General features: G+C 26.3%; 17 protein-coding genes and 1 pseudogene. 6 read left to right on the top strand and 12 right to left on the bottom strand.

Annotated features, from left to right (window positions below; genetic code table 11):
• Nucleotides 1-8 precede the first annotated feature (8 nt).
• Complete coding sequence (locus K645_RS02335) at nucleotides 9-2588, top strand: exodeoxyribonuclease V subunit beta (protein ID WP_022565276.1); 2580 nt, start codon at nucleotides 9-11, stop codon at nucleotides 2586-2588.
• 1 nt (nucleotide 2589) lies between these two features.
• On the opposite strand, the gene lipA is transcribed toward K645_RS02335, so the two are convergent.
• A complete protein-coding gene (gene lipA / locus K645_RS02330) occupies nucleotides 2590-3468 on the bottom strand; it encodes a lipoyl synthase (RefSeq protein WP_081683495.1) in 879 nt (292 codons plus the stop codon).
• 44 nt (nucleotides 3469-3512) lie between these two features.
• On the opposite strand from lipA, the gene K645_RS02325 reads away from it, so the two are divergent.
• The 3 genes from K645_RS02325 to K645_RS02315 are packed head-to-tail and all read left to right on the top strand — an operon-like array spanning nucleotide 3513 to nucleotide 5968.
• Nucleotides 3513-4616, top strand: a complete 1104-nt coding sequence (locus tag K645_RS02325) for a Nif3-like dinuclear metal center hexameric protein (protein WP_022565274.1) — start codon at nucleotides 3513-3515, stop codon at nucleotides 4614-4616.
• A gap of 2 nt (nucleotides 4617-4618) precedes the next feature.
• A complete protein-coding gene (locus tag K645_RS02320) occupies nucleotides 4619-5410 on the top strand; it encodes a zinc ribbon domain-containing protein (protein WP_041936027.1) in 792 nt (263 codons plus the stop codon).
• A gap of 3 nt (nucleotides 5411-5413) precedes the next feature.
• A complete protein-coding gene (locus K645_RS02315; RefSeq protein WP_022565272.1) occupies nucleotides 5414-5968 on the top strand; it encodes a thioredoxin family protein in 555 nt (184 codons plus the stop codon).
• Here K645_RS02315 and K645_RS02310 read toward each other — a convergent pair.
• The 4 genes and pseudogenes from K645_RS02310 to K645_RS02295 all read right to left on the bottom strand — a co-directional run bounded on the left by K645_RS02310 (nucleotide 5952) and on the right by K645_RS02295 (nucleotide 9813).
• Nucleotides 5952-6986, bottom strand: a complete 1035-nt coding sequence (locus K645_RS02310; RefSeq protein ID WP_022565271.1) for a bifunctional oligoribonuclease/PAP phosphatase NrnA — start codon at nucleotides 6984-6986, stop codon at nucleotides 5952-5954. The two genes, K645_RS02315 and K645_RS02310, sit on opposite strands and share 17 nt — an antisense overlap.
• Nucleotides 6987-6989: 3 nt before the next feature.
• Nucleotides 6990-8407, bottom strand: a pseudogene (locus K645_RS02305) (CCA tRNA nucleotidyltransferase).
• Nucleotides 8408-8413: 6 nt separating this feature from the next.
• Complete coding sequence (locus tag K645_RS02300; protein ID WP_022565268.1) at nucleotides 8414-8992, bottom strand: L-threonylcarbamoyladenylate synthase; 579 nt, start codon at nucleotides 8990-8992, stop codon at nucleotides 8414-8416.
• 2 nt (nucleotides 8993-8994) lie between these two features.
• The gene (locus tag K645_RS02295) at nucleotides 8995-9813 is read right to left on the bottom strand and encodes a 2,3,4,5-tetrahydropyridine-2,6-dicarboxylate N-succinyltransferase (RefSeq protein WP_022565267.1); all 819 of its coding nucleotides are present in this window, start codon (nucleotides 9811-9813) and stop codon (nucleotides 8995-8997) included.
• A gap of 66 nt (nucleotides 9814-9879) precedes the next feature.
• Here K645_RS02295 and K645_RS02290 point away from each other — a divergent pair, with 66 nt between their 5' ends.
• Together K645_RS02290 and def are read left to right on the top strand one after the other, a co-directional pair.
• On the top strand, nucleotides 9880-10236 hold the full coding sequence (locus tag K645_RS02290) for a RuvX/YqgF family protein (protein WP_022565266.1): 357 nt from the start codon (nucleotides 9880-9882) through the stop codon (nucleotides 10234-10236).
• Nucleotides 10237-10307: 71 nt separating this feature from the next.
• A complete protein-coding gene (gene def / locus K645_RS02285; RefSeq protein WP_022565265.1) occupies nucleotides 10308-10817 on the top strand; it encodes a peptide deformylase in 510 nt (169 codons plus the stop codon).
• On the opposite strand, the gene rplT is transcribed toward def, so the two are convergent.
• Genes rplT through K645_RS02250 form a run of 7 tightly spaced genes read right to left on the bottom strand, consistent with a single transcriptional unit; the run spans nucleotide 10805 to nucleotide 17142 of the window.
• A complete protein-coding gene (gene rplT / locus K645_RS02280) occupies nucleotides 10805-11155 on the bottom strand; it encodes a 50S ribosomal protein L20 (protein ID WP_022565264.1) in 351 nt (116 codons plus the stop codon). The genes def and rplT overlap by 13 nt on opposite strands.
• Nucleotides 11156-11161: 6 nt before the next feature.
• Nucleotides 11162-11350 carry a 50S ribosomal protein L35 gene (gene rpmI, locus K645_RS02275; protein WP_022565263.1) on the bottom strand — a complete coding sequence of 63 codons (189 nt, stop codon included), beginning with the start codon at nucleotides 11348-11350 and terminating at the stop codon, nucleotides 11162-11164.
• Nucleotides 11351-11360: 10 nt separating this feature from the next.
• The gene (gene infC, locus K645_RS02270) at nucleotides 11361-11933 is read right to left on the bottom strand and encodes a translation initiation factor IF-3 (RefSeq protein WP_081683494.1); all 573 of its coding nucleotides are present in this window, start codon (nucleotides 11931-11933) and stop codon (nucleotides 11361-11363) included.
• Complete coding sequence (gene thrS / locus K645_RS02265; protein ID WP_022565261.1) at nucleotides 11927-13210, bottom strand: threonine--tRNA ligase; 1284 nt, start codon at nucleotides 13208-13210, stop codon at nucleotides 11927-11929. The genes infC and thrS overlap by 7 nt, the downstream gene beginning before the upstream one ends.
• A 29-nt stretch (nucleotides 13211-13239) precedes the next feature.
• A complete protein-coding gene (locus K645_RS02260) occupies nucleotides 13240-13986 on the bottom strand; it encodes an MIP/aquaporin family protein (protein ID WP_022565260.1) in 747 nt (248 codons plus the stop codon).
• 6 nt (nucleotides 13987-13992) lie between these two features.
• On the bottom strand, nucleotides 13993-15495 hold the full coding sequence (glpK, locus tag K645_RS02255) for a glycerol kinase GlpK (RefSeq protein WP_022565259.1): 1503 nt from the start codon (nucleotides 15493-15495) through the stop codon (nucleotides 13993-13995).
• Nucleotides 15496-15519: 24 nt separating this feature from the next.
• Nucleotides 15520-17142, bottom strand: a complete 1623-nt coding sequence (locus tag K645_RS02250) for a glycerol-3-phosphate dehydrogenase/oxidase (protein WP_022565258.1) — start codon at nucleotides 17140-17142, stop codon at nucleotides 15520-15522.
• Nucleotides 17143-17152 lie beyond the last annotated feature (10 nt).

Genomic DNA, 17152 nt, shown 5'->3' with positions numbered 1-17152 from the left:
AATTTAATATGTTAATTATTCCATCTACATTAAAAATATACAATGCTTCAGCAGGTTCAGGAAAAACTACTTTTTTGGTAATTAATTATCTTTATGTTTTATTAAAAAGCCCTTATCCTGATGAGTTTAAAAAAGTTTTAGTTTTGACTTTCACCAAAAAGGCTTCTGAAGAAATGAAAAATCGCATTTTACAGTGCATAAAAGAATTTTCAAATAAAAAAATCAAAAAAGAATATCATTTTTTGTTCGATTATATAAAAAAAAATTTAAACTTAACAAAACATCAATTGTATCAGCGATCTGAAAAAATATTATTTTCCATATTACATGATTTCTATTGTTTTTCTAGAAACATAAGCACAATAGATAAATTTACTTATAATATTATAAAATCTTTTTACTCAGAAAGAGAGGTAAATTTGGAAATGGATATAGATCAATTTTTATCAAAAATTGTAGAAAATATATTATACAGATTAAATAATTCTGAAAAATGGTCAAAGATTTTAATTCAATCTTCTTTAGAAAAACTAAAAAAAGGAGAAAACTGGGACTTAAAAAAAGAGTTATTCAAAATAGCTCATATAATGATTGAAGAAAATAATTTTTTTTATGTAAAAAAAATTATGAATTATTCTTTGGAAGATTTTATGCGATTAAAAAATATTCTAATAAAAAGAACTAAAATATTTGAAAAAATATGCGAAAAAAAAGGAGAAGAATTTTTTGAACTTTTAAAAAAAAGTTCTATTCAAAAATATTCATTTATTCATTTAGATTTACCAAGATTATTTAAAAAATTACAAAATGGGAATATATTTTTTAATCCTTTTAATAAACGTATTAAAAAATACGTTCAAAATAGAATATTTTACTCTAAATTTTTTTCCGATGAAAATCAAAAAACATTAATAAAAAAAAATATTAATAAAATAATTTTTTTATACGAAAAAACAAAATATATATATGAAAAAAATATATGCGATTATCTTTTGGACAAACTTTTTTTAAAAAACATAAACATATTATCAATAATACATGAAATAGAAAAAGAATTTCGTTCTATAAAAAATGAAAAAAAAATTATTCTAAATACAGAATTAAATAAAATTCTTTATGAAAAAATTATTAAAGGAACATTTCCAAAAATATATGAAAAAATAGGCATGCAATATAAATATTATTTGATAGATGAATTTCAAGATATCTCATTTTTACAATGGCAAAATATTAGAATTTTAGTTGAAAACGCATTATCAGAAAATGGATCAGCTATGATAGTAGGAGATCCTAAACAATCAATATATAGATGGCGCGGTGGTGATGCGAAACAATTTATAAAATTAATATATTCTAAATCAAATAATTATAAAAAAAATATAGAAACTATAGAAAATAATTTCCGTAGTTATAAAGAAATTGTAAAATTTAACAATTTGTTTTATCAATCTATATCTAAAATATTCAATTCTACTATCTACCAAGAGATATATAAAAATTACCAACAAAAAATACAAAAAAAATCTGGTGGATATGTAGAAATAAATTTTCTTAATGATTCTAAGAAAAATTACAAAGAACATGTTTATTCAAATGTAAAAAATAAAATAGAAAAATTATTAAAACAAAAATATGCATTATCAGATATTGCTATTTTAGTTAGGACTAATGAAGAAGGTCATTTTCTATCTGAACAATTAGTAAGAGATGGCATTCCTGTGAATACTTCTGTTTCTTTATTAATAAAAAATCATTTGGAAATACAAATTATAATAAATTTTTTTTACATTGTTGCTTATCCTTATTGTTATCAAAAGAGAGTTGTGTTAATTCTTTTATTAAAAAAATTCATTCGCACTAATAAAAATGATCATGATTTCATTATGAAAATACTTTTTTTACCTTTAAATCTATTTATAAAAAAGATTTTGTTTAAAAATTCATTAACATTAAACAAATTATATAATAAATCTATATATAATATTTCAGAAGAAATCATTGAATCTTTTGGACTATTAAACAAACAAAATTCTACATATATCTATTCTTTTTTGGATTTTGTTTATAGATCTATGAAAAAGGTGGGTAATTCTATTACAGATTTTTTAGATTATTGGGAATTAAAAAAAGAAAAAGAAAGTGTCGTGATTTCTGATCACATTAATGCTATTCGTGTTATGACCATTCATAAATCTAAAGGATTGCAATTTCCTGTGGTCCTTATTCCTTTCACAGATTGGAATATTTATTCTTATAAAAATAAAGAGGAAGTTTGGATAGATGTAAATCCTCGTTTATATAATGGATTAAATACTATTTATTTAGAAATAGAAACTTATTTTAAACATATCAAGCATGATAATAATATTCGTAATTTTTATGAAAATTATATATCAAATATAATGTTTGATAACATCAATTTATTATATGTAGCAACCACACGTCCTATTGAACAACTCATTTTATTTTCTAAACTTAAAAATAATCAATCTATATCATTTTATATTAAAAATTTTTTATGTAAAAAAAAAATGTGGAATGAAAGAAAACGTAAATATATTTTCGGAAAAAAAGAAATAAATTCTTAATTTATTTAACATGTTTTTCTGCATGATAAGAAGATCTAACTAATGGTCCACTTTCTACATATTTAAATCCCATTTTTAATCCCACTTTTTTTAATTCTTTGAATTGTTCTGGTAAAATAAAAAAATGAACAGGATAATGCTTCAAGGAAGGTTGCAAATATTGTCCCATTGTCAGAATATCTACTTTAGATTTTCTAATATCTTTCATAGTTTCTATGATTTCTTCTTTTCTTTCTCCTAATCCCAACATAATTCCTGTTTTTGTCCGTATATTTTTATCCTTTTCTTTTATATATCGTAAGACTTCAAGACTACGATCATATTTAGCTTGAACACGAACTTTTTTTGTTAATCTAGAAACCGTTTCCACATTATGAGAAATAACCTCTGGTTTGATTCCAATTATTTTATCTATTATTTTTTTTTCTCCTTTAAAATCTGGAATTAAAGCTTCTATTGTAATATTGGGATTAAAATATCGTATTTTTTGTATAGTTTGAATCCATATATCAGAACCCATATCCTGTAAATCATCTCTATTCACAGAAGTCAGTACAGCATGTTTTATTTTTAATATTTTTATAGATTTTGCTACTTTTTCTGGTTCTTTCCAGTCTATTTCATTAGGACGTCCTGTTTTGACTCCACAAAATCTACAAGATCTTGTACAAACATTTCCCAATATCATAAAAGTAGCAACCCCATTATCCCAGCATTCTCCTATATTGGGACAACTTCCACTCTGACAAATTGTGTTCAATTTGTGCAAAGAAACTAACTTTTGCAATTCATGATAATTTTTACTCATTGGTAATTTTACTTTTATCCATTTTGGTTTTTTTTGAACGACATTCATGTTTTTTTTAATTTTTGTTATTATACTTTTTTTGATAAATTTGTAAAAATGGGTATTTTTTTGTTTATATGGAAGTGTTTGTTAGAGATATAGCTAATGTATTAGAAAATATAGCTCCTCTAGAATATGCATATTCTTATGATAACGTTGGATTAATAGTGGGATCATTTTCTCAAAGAGTAAAAAATGTATTGATTACTTTAGATCTTACTGAAAAAGTTTTATATGAATCTATAAAAAAAAAATGCAATTTAATAATTTCTTTTCATCCTGTCATTTTTAAACCCATTAAAAATATAACTGGAAAAACATTTTCAGAAAGAGTCATGATTCATGCATTAAAAAATGACATATCTATTTATGTCATTCATACAAATTTAGATGTTGTATGGAAAGGGACTTCTTCTTACATATCTAAATTACTACAAATTAACAGAGAAAAAGTTCTTTTTCCAAAAAAAGAAAGTATTAAAAAATTAACGACTTATGTTCCAATGAATTATGAAAATAAAGTAAGAAATGCTTTATTTGAGGCAGGAGCTGGAAATATTTCTAATTATAGTCATTGTAGTTATAATTTTGATGGATTTGGAAGTTATATGGGAAACGAAAAAACTAAACCTTTTATTGGAAAAAAAGAAGTTTTTCATATGGAAAAAGAGATTTGTATTAATGTTGTTTTTCCTAATTATAAATTAGATATAATAAAAAATGCATTATTTAAAAATCATCCTTATGAAGAAGTCGCTTACGAAATTTATAATATTGAAAATATAAATCCTTATATAGGAATAGGTTTTATAGGAAATATTATGAAAAAAATGAATGAGTATGATTTTCTTCTTTTTATAAAAAAAAAAATGAATGTTCCTTGTATTAGACATTCTGATTTTACGGGAAATAAAATTAAAAAAATAGCTATGATCACAGGTTCAGGGCGTTTTGGTATAGAAACTGCTGTAAAAGAAGAAGCTGATGTTTTTATATCTTCTGATTTGAAATATCATGATTTTTTTAAATGTGAAAAAAAAATATTAATTGTGGATATTGGACATTATGAATCAGAAAAGTTCAATAAAAATTTAGTGAAATCTTTTCTAGACAAAAATTTTACTTCAATTCATGTTTATGAATCCGAAGTTCATACTAATCCAGTTAAATATTTTTATTGATTATGGGAGATAAAATACAAGAGGCAATCACTGTAGTAGATAAATTAAGAGTATTATATAATCTTCAGTTAATAGATTTTCGTATGGATGAAATACGAAAATTTCGCAATAACATTCCTGTAGAAATAAACAATCTAGAAGAAGAACTAGATCAAATAAAAAAAAAGTTAGAATATCATCATGATGATGTTCTTTATCTAAAAGAAAATATAAACAAACAAAATAAAAATATTAAGTCTTCAGAGATTTTGATCAATAAATATGAAAAACAAAAAGATTATATCAAAAATCATAAAGAATTATATTCGCTAGATAAAGAGATTGATTATCAAAAATTAGAAATTCAATTGGCTAAAAAAAGAATTAAAGAATTGAATGTTCAAATATATAAAAAGGAAGAGATCATAAAAAAAAAAGAAAATATATTACAAAATAAAGAAGAACACCTTTTTCATAAAAAAAAAGAATTAAATAATATTCTTTTAGAAAACGAAAAAGAAGAAAAAATTTTATTAGAAAAATTTTTATGTTTTTCTAAAAAAATAGATAATAGTTTATTAAAAACTTATAAAAGAATCAGGAATGGAGTTAAAAATGGAGTAGCTGTTGCTCCAGTACAAAGAGGAGCCCCGTTGGGTTCTTATTTAGCAATAACCCCTCAAAAATATTCTGAATTAATACAGAGAAATAAACTTTTAATAGATGAACATAGTGGAAGGATATTAATAGATGCAGAATTGGCTGAGGAAGAAAAGAAAAAATCTTTTGTTTTTTGTTCTAAAAAAAAATTATAAATCATGGTACGAACTTATTCTTCTAATGAAATTAAAATTCAAATTCAAGATTTTGAATTATTAGAAGTTTCTTCAGGAAAGAAGAAATTTTTAAGAGATTATTTTTCAAGTAAAGCAACTGTAATAATGTTTATTTGTAATCATTGTCCGTACGTTAAACATATTAATACAGAATTAATTCGTTTATCTAACGATTTTTTACCGAAAAAAATTTCATTTATAGCAATCAATTCTAATGATGCCGAAAGATATCCGGAAGATTCTCCAGAAAATATGAAAAAAGTACATCAAAAATTAGGTTACCCTTTCCCTTATTTTTTTGATGAAACACAAGAAGTTGCTAAATATTATTGTGTAAAATGTACTCCTGAATTTTTTATTTTTTATGGAAAAGGAAATTTATGTTATCATGGTCAATTAGATGATTCTAGACCTGGAAATAATATTCCTGTTACAGGTTTTGATGTGAGAAATGTATTACAAAACATTTTGAATGGAAAAGAAATATTTCCAACAGGAAAATTAAGTTATGGGTGTAACATTAAATGGAAAACATAAGATTATTATAATAATTGGGGATTATATTTAAAAAATATTCTATAGCTTCAGATAGACTTTTTTCTGATATTCCTCCTGCCGCATTTTTGTGCCCTCCTCCACAAAAATGTTTTCTAGCAAACATATACATCAAAATTCTTCGTACGAAAGGAAATTTTGAAAAATTTCCTTTCGAACGAAAGGAAATTTTGATGGGATGTTTTTCTTTTTCTTCAAAAAAGAAAACGGAAAAAACAATATTTTTTATACCTAATCCATAAGTAGTAATACCTTCTGTATCTCCCTGTTTATATAAATTTTTATTTACATCCGAAGCTTTAATGCTTGTGTAAACTGTACGATATTTTTGAATGATTTTTAATTTTTTTAAGGCTTTAGATAATAATTTTAATCTACTTTCATTGTATTTTTCTTGTAAATGATCATAAACATAATCTATGTTAATTCCTTTTTCTATTAATTTTCCGGCAATAAAATGAGTTTCTGAAGTAACAGAAGGAAAACGAAAAAATCCTGTATCAGTCATTAATCCTACGTATAAACATGTAGCTATTTCTTGATCTATTTTATCTAAATTATTCATATTGGATATGAATCGAAAGACTAAAACACTGGTAGCTGCTACTGTAGGATCTGAAAACATAAAATCAAAATAAAATGGAAAAGGATGGTGATCAATTAGTACTTTTTTTGCCTTTGAATATAAAAAAAAATCTTTTATATTATTGATTCTTGATAAATTATTGAAATCTATAAAAAAGACATAATCAGAGTTGACAATTTTTCTTTTTACTAAAGATTCTGTATGTTTAGAAAATACAAGAATATCCTTGCTTCCAGGAAGCCATTGAAAAGATTCAGAATATTCTGTTGGAGATATTAAATCTACATCATGTTTTAACTTTCTAAAATAAAATAAAAGAGCTAAAGAAGATCCTAAAGCATCTCCATCTGGTTTATTATGAGGTAACAGCACAATTTTTTTTTTATTTATTCCATTTATATTAGAGAATAACATATATTATTTTTTTTTAAAACCTAATTCTTCTCCTTTTTTTAACATAAGAACATAAGCAGAATGAAAATTATTAGATATTTTCCCTTCTAAAATAGAATCTTTAACAAAATTTTTTATGATACCTATCTCCTTACATGGATTAATATGAAAGGCTTTCATGATATCATTTCCTGATATAGGTGATTTCCAATTTTGAATTTTATCTTTTTCTTCTAATTTTTGAATTCTCTTTATAAGAAGATAAATATTTTTTTTATACTGATTTTTTTTATCTATATTATTGGTAGTAATATCTGCGATACATAATTTCATCAAATCTTCTAAATCGTTTCCTATATCAAATAATAATCTACGTATAGCAGAATCACTAGTTTTATTTCCTATTAATGCAATAGGTCTATAACTATGTTGAATCATTTTTTTTACATATTTCATAGAATAATTTTTTGGAAGCTTTAAACGGTGGAATATATTTGCAACCATTTTAGATCCTACCAATTCGTGAGCATGGAAAGACCATCCTGCTCTAGGTAAAAATTTTTTGGTATTAGCTTTTCCTATATCATGAAGCAATGCTACCCATCTTAACCAAAGAGAATTATTTTTTTCTTTACTAATATTATCTACTACTTGTAAAGTATGGTAAAAATTATCTTTGTGTTTATATCCATTTTTTTCTTCTATTCCTTTTAACGAAACTAATTCTGGTAATATAATTGACAATAATCCAGATTTATATAATAAAAACAATCCTATAGAAGGCTTTTGAGATAATAAAATTTTATTAAATTCTTCGACAATTCTTTCTATAGAAACGATATTTATCCTATTCTTATTTTTTTGAATGGATTGAAATGAATATTTTTCAATATCAAATTGTAATTGAGTAGCAAATCGTATAGCTCTCATCATTCGTAATGGATCATCAGAATAAGTAATATCTGCATCTGATGGAGTTCTTAATATTTTTTTTTTAAATCAGATAATCCTCCAAATGGATCTATCAATTCTCCATAATTATTACGATTTAAACTTACAGCTAAAGTATTAATTGTAAAATCTCTTCTGTTTTGATCATCTTGTAATGATCCTAACTCTATAACGGGTTTTCTACTGGAAAAGTGATAAGATTCTTTTCTAGATCCTACAAATTCTATTCTTTGATTATCGTATTCCAACATAGCTGTACCAAAACGTTTAAATATTCTTATTTTAGGAGAAGGTTCAATATATTTAGAAACCTCTTTAGCTAATTTTATTCCTTCCCCTATAGTTAAAATATCTAAATCTTTCGATTCTATTTTTCCTAGCAAAAAATCTCTAACATAACCTCCTATTACATAGCTATTTTGTTTTATCCTTTGAGCAGAAATACTTACAATATAAAATATTTTTTTATGAATAGCAGATGATAAATTCATGTCAATCTACATACGTAATATTTTAACCTGATTGGCAACAATTTTTATAATAGAAGAACCACTATAAATAGCTTTTTCTTCTCTACGAAAATTTACAACATAATCTGTTTTGTCTAAAATAGAAGGACTAATTTCTGAAAAAGATTTAGGAGAGACAAATCCTGACAGATTAGCAGAAGTAGAAACAATAGGTCTATCCAAATTTCTGATCAAACAAATACAAAATGGATCATATGTTAAACGAACGGCTAAAGTCCTATCTTTTTTAAAAAAGTGAGATGCCATTTTTTTTTCATTTTCATATACTATAGTAATAGGTTTATCCTTTTTCACAAGATTATCAAAAATTATTTTTTGAGTAAAAAAAGAAATTTTTCCTACCAATTGATGTAAACGATCCATACTTTCTACCAAAAGAATCATAGATTTAGAAATATTTCTATTCTTTATTTCACATATTTTTTTTATAGCTTGTATATTAAATGCATCACATCCCAATCCCCACACAGTATCTGTGGGGTGCAACAAAACTTTCCCTTTTTTCAAAATCTCTACACTTTTTTCTATTTCTCCGTAAAAAGACATTTTTAAATTGCTAAATTATGGGTTCTTAATGCATCATTAAGAGAAACTTTTTTATTTGTGCTTTCTTTCCTTTTCCCTATAATTATAGAACATGGAACATGATATATACCTGAAGGAAATTTTTTGGGATAAGATCCAGGTATAACCACAGAATATTTTGGAATTATCCCCTTTATTTCAATAGGTTTATCATGAGTTACATCAAAAATCTTAGTAGACGCTGTGAGAACTACATTTGCTCCTAAAACAGCTCCTTTTTTTATCAAAACTCCTTCTACTAAAATACATCTAGATCCAATAAAAACATCATCTTCTACAATAACTGGATGAGCTTGTAATGGTTCTAAAACTCCTCCAATTCCTACTCCTCCACTTACATGAACACAATTCCCAACCTGAGCGCAACTACCTACTGTCGCCCATGTATCTATCATTGTATTTTTTCCTATATATGCACCTATATTTACATAAGAAGGCATAAGAATAACTCCAGGCGATATATATGATCCGTAACGTGCTATAGCATGAGGAACGACACGAATTCCTTTTTCCTTAAATTTATTTTTTATAGGAATTTTATCATAAAATTCTAATGGGCCTAACTCCACTGTATTCATATTTTGAATAGAAAAATACATAATAATAGCTTTTTTAACCCATTCATTGACAACCCATTTTTCATTCAAAAAATTAGCTACTCTGATTGAACCAATTTCTAAATGTTCAATAATTTGAAGAACTATATTTTTTATATTTGCATCAGTCGTCCATATATTTTTATTATTCCAAAATTTCTCTATCTCTAGTTTTAATCTATTCATTATATATATTGCTTAATAAGAAACAAAACAAAAGTAGTAAAAATAAAATAAGATAACAAGTATATAATGGCAAAAATATTAGGAATGGATTATGGGAAAATTATTACTGGTTTATCTATAACAGATACTAAAAAAATATTTGCGTTTGGATTAAACGCCGTTCCCACTATAAAATTGATGAATTTTCTAGAATATTTTTTAGTTGATGAGAAAATAGAAAAAATCGTTATAGGATTACCTAAAAAATTGAATAATCAAAAAGAAATTTCAATAGAAGCAGAAATTCAAAAATTTATTTATAAATTTCATATAAAATATCCTAAAATTCTTATAGAAAGATTAGATGAACGTTTTACATCAAAAATAGCTTTTGATACTATGATCAAATTGGGTTTAGGTAAAAAAAAAAGAAGAAAAAAGTAATTTTAAATCAAATTAGTGCTACTATAATTTTACAGTCTTATCTTACAAAAAAAGAAAAACAAAATTAATTCATGGTATTACCTATAGTTCTTTATGGAAGTCCTATTTTGAGAAAAAAGTGTTTAAATATAGATTTTTATTCTCATGAAAACAAAAATAAAATCAATCAATTGATTCAAGATATGTTTGAAACTGTACAAAAAGTAAAAGGATTAGGATTAGCCGCTCCCCAAATTGGGAAAAATATTCGACTTTTTATAGTAGAAACTCCTTATTTTAAGGAGGTTTTTATTAATGCTAAGATATTAAAAATTCATGGAAAAGAATGTAAATTTAATGAAGGATGTCTTAGTCTTCCTGGAATCATGGGGGATGTTAAAAGAAAATCTAATGTTATAATTGAATATTATGATCAAAATTGGAAAAAACAAAAAAGGACCTTAACAGGTATATGTGCAAGAGTCATTTTCCATGAATATGATCATATTGAAGGAAAACTCTTTATAGATTATTTTTCTACACATAAAAAAAAAATGATAGAGAAAAAATTAATGAACTTAAAAAAAATTTATTTTGAATAAACGTCATCTATCATTTTTTTAAAAACATCAGGATCATTCATAGATATATATGAAAGAATTTTCCTATTGATTTTGATTTTTTTTTCCGATAATTTATTCATAAACTCGGAATAGGATTTTCCATACTGACGTACTCCTGCATTAATACGTTGAATCCAAAGAGACTTGAAATTTCTTTTTTTTCTTTTTCTTCCTGAAAAAGAATAAAGAAAAGATTTTTCTACAGCATTTTTAGCGACTGTATAAACTTTACTTCTAGAACCATAAAACCCCTTAGCTAATTTCAGTATTTTTTTACGTTTTCGTCTAGAGGAAACCGCATTTGTAGATCTAGGCATAAATTTCTAAATTTGCATTTCTATATTTTTTTGATTTGATTTTTTTAATAAAGTGAATACGGAAAGATTCCGTTTTCTTTTTTTAGACTTTTTTGTTAATAAATGATTCTTAAATGCATGTTTTCTTTTGATATATCCATGAGCCGTTTTTTTAAATCTTTTTTTCGATCCTGATTTTGTTTTTAATTTAGGCATAAATATGACTTTAAAATTTTTTTGGAGCTAATATCATATACATTCTCTTTCCTTCCATTACCGGCATTTGCTCTACTTTTCCATATTCCTCAATTTCTTCTGCAAATTTTAATAATTTTATTTTCCCTTGATCTTTATATACTATAGAACGTCCTTTAAAAAAAACAAATACTTTTACTTTATCTCCACGCATTAAAAATTTCTCTGCACTTTTAATTTTTACTTTCCCATCATGATCTCCAATTTGTGGACCGAATCGGATTTCTTTAGTATTTACTTTAATTTGTTTTGCTTTAAATTGTTTTTTTCTTTTCTTTTGTTCATATAAGAATTTCTTGTAATCCAATATTTTACATACTGGAGGAATTAATTTAGGATTAATCTCAACCAAATCTAGCTCTCTTTTCTTAGAAAATTGAAGTGCTTCTTGTATGGAATAGATTCCATTTTCTATGGAAGAATCACCGACTAAACGAACTTTTGGTGTATTAATAATACCATCATTAATACGATGTTTTTCTTTTTTTTGCGGTAATGGTCGGTGTTTTTTTTTATTACCTTTTGGATATTTCTTTTTTATAATAATTTTATAGTTTTAGTTTTGAAATTTGTTTCATTCAAAATAGATTCTATTCCATTGGAAATAGAAAATACTCCTATATGTCCTAATCCATGACGTCGTAATGACATCGTTTCATTTTTTTCTTCTTTATTTCCCAAAATAATCATATAAGGGATCTTATTTTCTTCAGAATCTCTAATTTTTTTGTTAATCTTTTCGTTTCTATTATCAATAAATACACGAATATTATAATTCAACATTAAATTTAAAATTTTTTTTGCATAAACTACATATTTATCACTTATAGGAAGTATAACTGCTTGATTAGGGACCAACCATAGTGGAAGATTCCCTTCTGTATGTTCTATCATAATAGCAATAATACGTTCTAATGAACCAAAAGGAGCTCTATGTATCATTACTGGACGACATTTTTCATTATTTTTTCCTTTATAATATAAATCAAATCTTTCAGGCAAATTATAATCTACTTGAATTGTTCCAAGTTGCCAATTTCTTCCTAAAGAATCTTGAATGAGAAAATCTAATTTTGGGCCATAAAAAGCTGCATCTCCATAATTAACAGACGCTTCTATATTTTCTTCTTTGACTACTTGTAGGATAGTGTTTTCAGCTTTTTTCCAATTTGTTTCTGACCCTATATAACCGTCTATTCTTTTAGGATCTCTAAGAGAGATTCTAACTGTATATGTAAAAAAACCTAAAGAACGAAAAACATAAAATACTAAATTAATCACTTTTTTAAATTCTTCTAACAATTGATCATAAGTACAAAAAATATGTGCATCATCTTGAGTAAAACATCTGACTCTAGTTAAACCATGAAGTTCTCCACTTTGTTCATAACGATATACTGTTCCAAACTCTGCAAAACGCTTAGGAAGATCGCGGTAAGACCATTCTTGAGAACGATAGATTTCACAATGATGAGGACAATTCATAGGTTTTAAAAGATACTCTTCTTCTTGACGAGGAGTATGAATGGGTTTAAAATGATCTTTTCCATATTTACTCCAATGACCACTTATTACATATAATTTTTTATGACCAATATGTGGAGTTACAACCATTTCGTATCCTGATTTTTCTTGAACATCAATTAAAAATTCCTCTAACTTTTTTCTAAAAACTGTTCCTCTAGGTAACCATAAAGGTAATCCAGTTCCTACTCGATCAGAGAAAATAAAAAATTTAAGTTTTTTTCCTATTTTTCTATGATCTCTATTCGAATTTTCTTTTAAAAGAGGAAACAGCTTATTTTTATTCTTTTTATTCATAAAAAAAATAAGTTACAAGTTTTTTATTTTTATGATGATAAAAATAGATATAATGTTGCTGCCATTACACATCCTACTATTGGCCCCAAAACTGGAATCAATGCATAATCCCAATTACTTTTTCCTTTTCCTGGAATGGGGATAATAGAATATATAATTCTTGGACCTAAATCACGAGCAGGATTTAATGCAGCGCCTGTAACTCCCCCTAATGATAAAACAATTCCAAATACGACCAGAGAGGAAGGAAGCGCCCCCAAAGACCCTAACCCTATAGGATATTTTTCTTCTTTAAAAAAAAGAGTTCCTTCTGTAGAAAGATATAAAGAAATCAATATAAAAATAAAAGTAGTAAATACTTCACTTCTAAAATTAGAAAATAAATTTTTTGTAGAAGGAACAGTCACAAAAACAGATAATTTTTCTTCTTTTCCTTGAGTTTCAAAAAAATGATCTTTGTATAAAAGCCAGACAAAGAAAGATCCTAACATAGCTCCAATAAATTGAGATAAAATATAAAAAGGGACCATTCCCCAATTAAATTTTCCAATTATGGCAAAACTTATTGTAACGCATGGATTTAAATGAGCTCCACTATAAGGTGCAGAAACTGTTATACCCATAAAAACAGCTAATGCCCATCCTATAGTAATAATTAACCATTCTCCACTTTTGCTATGACCTTTGGTTTTCGATAAAATAACATTTGCTACCACCCCATTTCCTAAAAATACCAAAATCATTGTTCCTATGATTTCTGCATATATTTTTGTCATTATATTTTATTTGATTTGATTTGACCAAGAACGTGTTGTTTTAATCGCTTTTTTCCAACCTTGTATTCTTTCCAATCTACTAGACATTTCTTGGGGTTCAAAAATCTGTTCTAATTGCCATTTATCTTGAATTTCTTCAAGACTACTCCAATAATTTACAGCTAATCCCGCTAAATAAGCAGCTCCAGCTGCTGTTAATTCAGAAATTCTAGATTTTACAACTTTCACATTTAAAATATCAGATTGAAATTGCATTAACAATTTATTTACCGTAGCTCCTCCATCTACACGAAGTTCTTTTATAGAAATCCCCGAATCTGCTTCCATAGCTTTCAATACGTCCATATTTTGAAAAGCGATACTTTCTAATGCTGCTCTAACAAGATGAGCAGAAGAAGTTCCCCTCGTTATCCCTACAATGGTTCCTCTCGCTTTTTGATCCCAATAAGGAGCACCTAAACCTGAAAAAGCTGGAACCATATATAAACCTTCCGTATTTTCAACAGAAGAAGCTAATGTTTCCGCTTCATTGGAAGATAAAAGTAATCCTAACCCATCTCTAAGCCATTGAACGACAGCTCCTGCAATAAAAACACTTCCTTCTAATGCATATTGAACTTTATTTTGTATTTTCCAAGCTACAGTAGTGATTAAATTATTTTGAGAAAATACAGGATGATCTCCTACATTCATTAACATAAAACATCCTGTTCCATAAGTATTTTTAACCATACCAATTTTAGTACACATTTGACCGAAAAGAGCAGCTTGTTGATCTCCAGCAATTCCAGATATTGGAATTTTATGCGATAAAATATGTCCTGTTGTATAACCGAAAATTTCACTAGATGATTTTACTTCTGGAAGCATAGTTATTGGAATATTAAATAAATCTATCAACTCTTTATCCCAATTAAGTGTGTGAATATTAAATAACATAGTACGAGAAGCATTAGTCACATCTGTGACATGAGTTGCTTTCCCAGTTAAATTCCATATTAACCATGAATCTATAGTTCCAAATGCTAAAAATCCAGAACGAGCTTTTTCCTTAGCTCCGGGTACATTTTCTAATATCCATCTAATTTTCGTAGCGGAAAAATAAGGATCTATAATTAAACCTGTTTTTTTTCGAATCATTTCGGTTAATCCTTCTTTTTTAATTTGATCACAATATTTAAATGTACGTCTATCTTGCCACACTATAGCATTAAAAATAGGTTCTCCAGTTCTTTTATCCCATACAACAGTAGTTTCTCTTTGATTGGTAATACCTATAGAAACAATATTTTCTCCTTCTAAATTTGCCTTTAAAATAGCTTCTAAAGCAACTGAAGCTTGCGTCGACCATATTTCTTCTGCATTGTGTTCTACCCATCCAGGATGAGGATAAATTTGCGTAAATTCTCTTTGAGCTACAGAAATAATATTTCCAATTTTATCAAAAATAATAGCTCTAGAACTGGTAGTTCCCTGATCTAATGATAGCACATATTTTTTCATAAACATATAATAACTTTTCTACTTACTTTACTAGCAAACTGCTGGATAATAGTATTGCATAGCTAACTTTTTGAAAGCATCTATTTGTGATTTTTCCCATTTATCATCTCTAGAAAGTTCTTTAGCCATTAATGCAGCTACTCTAGGTGCTATATCTATTGCTTTTTTAGCATTTAAAAATAATAAACGGAACCTTCTCGCTAAAACATCTTCAATTGTTCTTGCCATTTCATAACGAACCATCCAAATCACTTCTGCTTCGGTATAATAAGAAGCATTTAAGGCATCTTTTGAAATTAAGGAAACCCCTAAAAGGGGATTTTTTTCAATCAATTTTTTTATATGATATTCATCTTCCCCATATTTATTCCAATAAAGATTCTGGCTTTTTTTATCATATGAAGAATAGGATCCATAAATTTTTAAATTTTTTGTGACAGAAGGTACATTATGTAGATTTCCTATTTCAATAGCTTTATTTACAGTGTCTTCTGCCATTTTTCTATATGTTGTCCATTTTCCTCCTATAATACTAATGAGTCCAGAGGAACTAATTATAAGTTTATGAGACCTAGAAATATCTTTAGTTTGAATAGGATCGGAACAATAATTATTATTAGAAACAAAAAGAGGACGTAATCCAGAAAATGCACTTAATATATCACTTTTTTTTATGTGAAGTATAAAATATTTGTTAAAAGTTTGTAATATAAAATCTATTTCTTCCTCTAAAGGTTTTGGTTCGAGGACACTTTTTTCCAAAAAAGTATCTGTAGTTCCTACTAAAACATGATTGTACCATGGTACGCAAAATAATACTCGACCATCTGTAGTTTTTGGAATCACTATAGCATTTGAACTTCTAAAAAAATATTTATCTAACACAATATGTGTTCCTTGACTCGGTTTGATAAAAATAGGACATGAAGATTCATCCATTTTTGAAATAGAATCAGAAAAAACTCCAGTAGCGTTTATAACTATTTTCGAATAAATAGAATATTTCTTTTTAGTTTCAAGATCACAAGCAATGACTCCAGAAACTTTATTTCCAACTTTTTTTAGTAAACTTTTGACTTTAAAATAGTTTAATAATATCCCACCTTTTTGAACACAAGTTTGTGCTAAATTTATGGCTAAACGTGCATCATCAAATTGTCCGTCATAATATAAAATCCCCCCTTTTAACTTTTTACTTTGAATTTCTGGAAAATCTCTAATTATTTCCTTTTGGGATAAAAATCTAGATTTTCCAAAACTTAAAGAACCAGATAGCCACTCATACAATTTCAAACCAGCCCAGTACATGATTCCCGTTTTCCAATTGAAGACTGGAATAATAAATTTTTGTTTTTTTACTAAATGAGGAGCATTTTTTAATAAAAAACCTCTTTCTTGTAATGCTTCATAAACTAATTTTATATTTCCTTGAGCTAAATACCGAATCCCTCCATGAATTAATTTTGTACTTCTACTAGAAGTTCCTTTAGAAAAATCGGACTGTTCTAATAGAAGAGTTTTATATCCTCTTGAAGAAGAATCCAAAGCTATTCCTAACCCTGTCGCTCCTCCTCCAATAATGATAACATCCCAAATATTAACATTTTCTAAAATGTCTAAAAATCTATCTCTATTTAAAAAACCTTTCATCATTTTTCGCTCA

This window comes from Blattabacterium sp. (Nauphoeta cinerea), from assembly GCF_000471965.1.
Lineage (GTDB): Bacteria > Bacteroidota > Bacteroidia > Flavobacteriales > Blattabacteriaceae > Blattabacterium.
The sequence above is the reverse complement of the archived record's forward strand: the minus strand, read 5'-3'. Positions and strand labels throughout refer to the sequence as shown.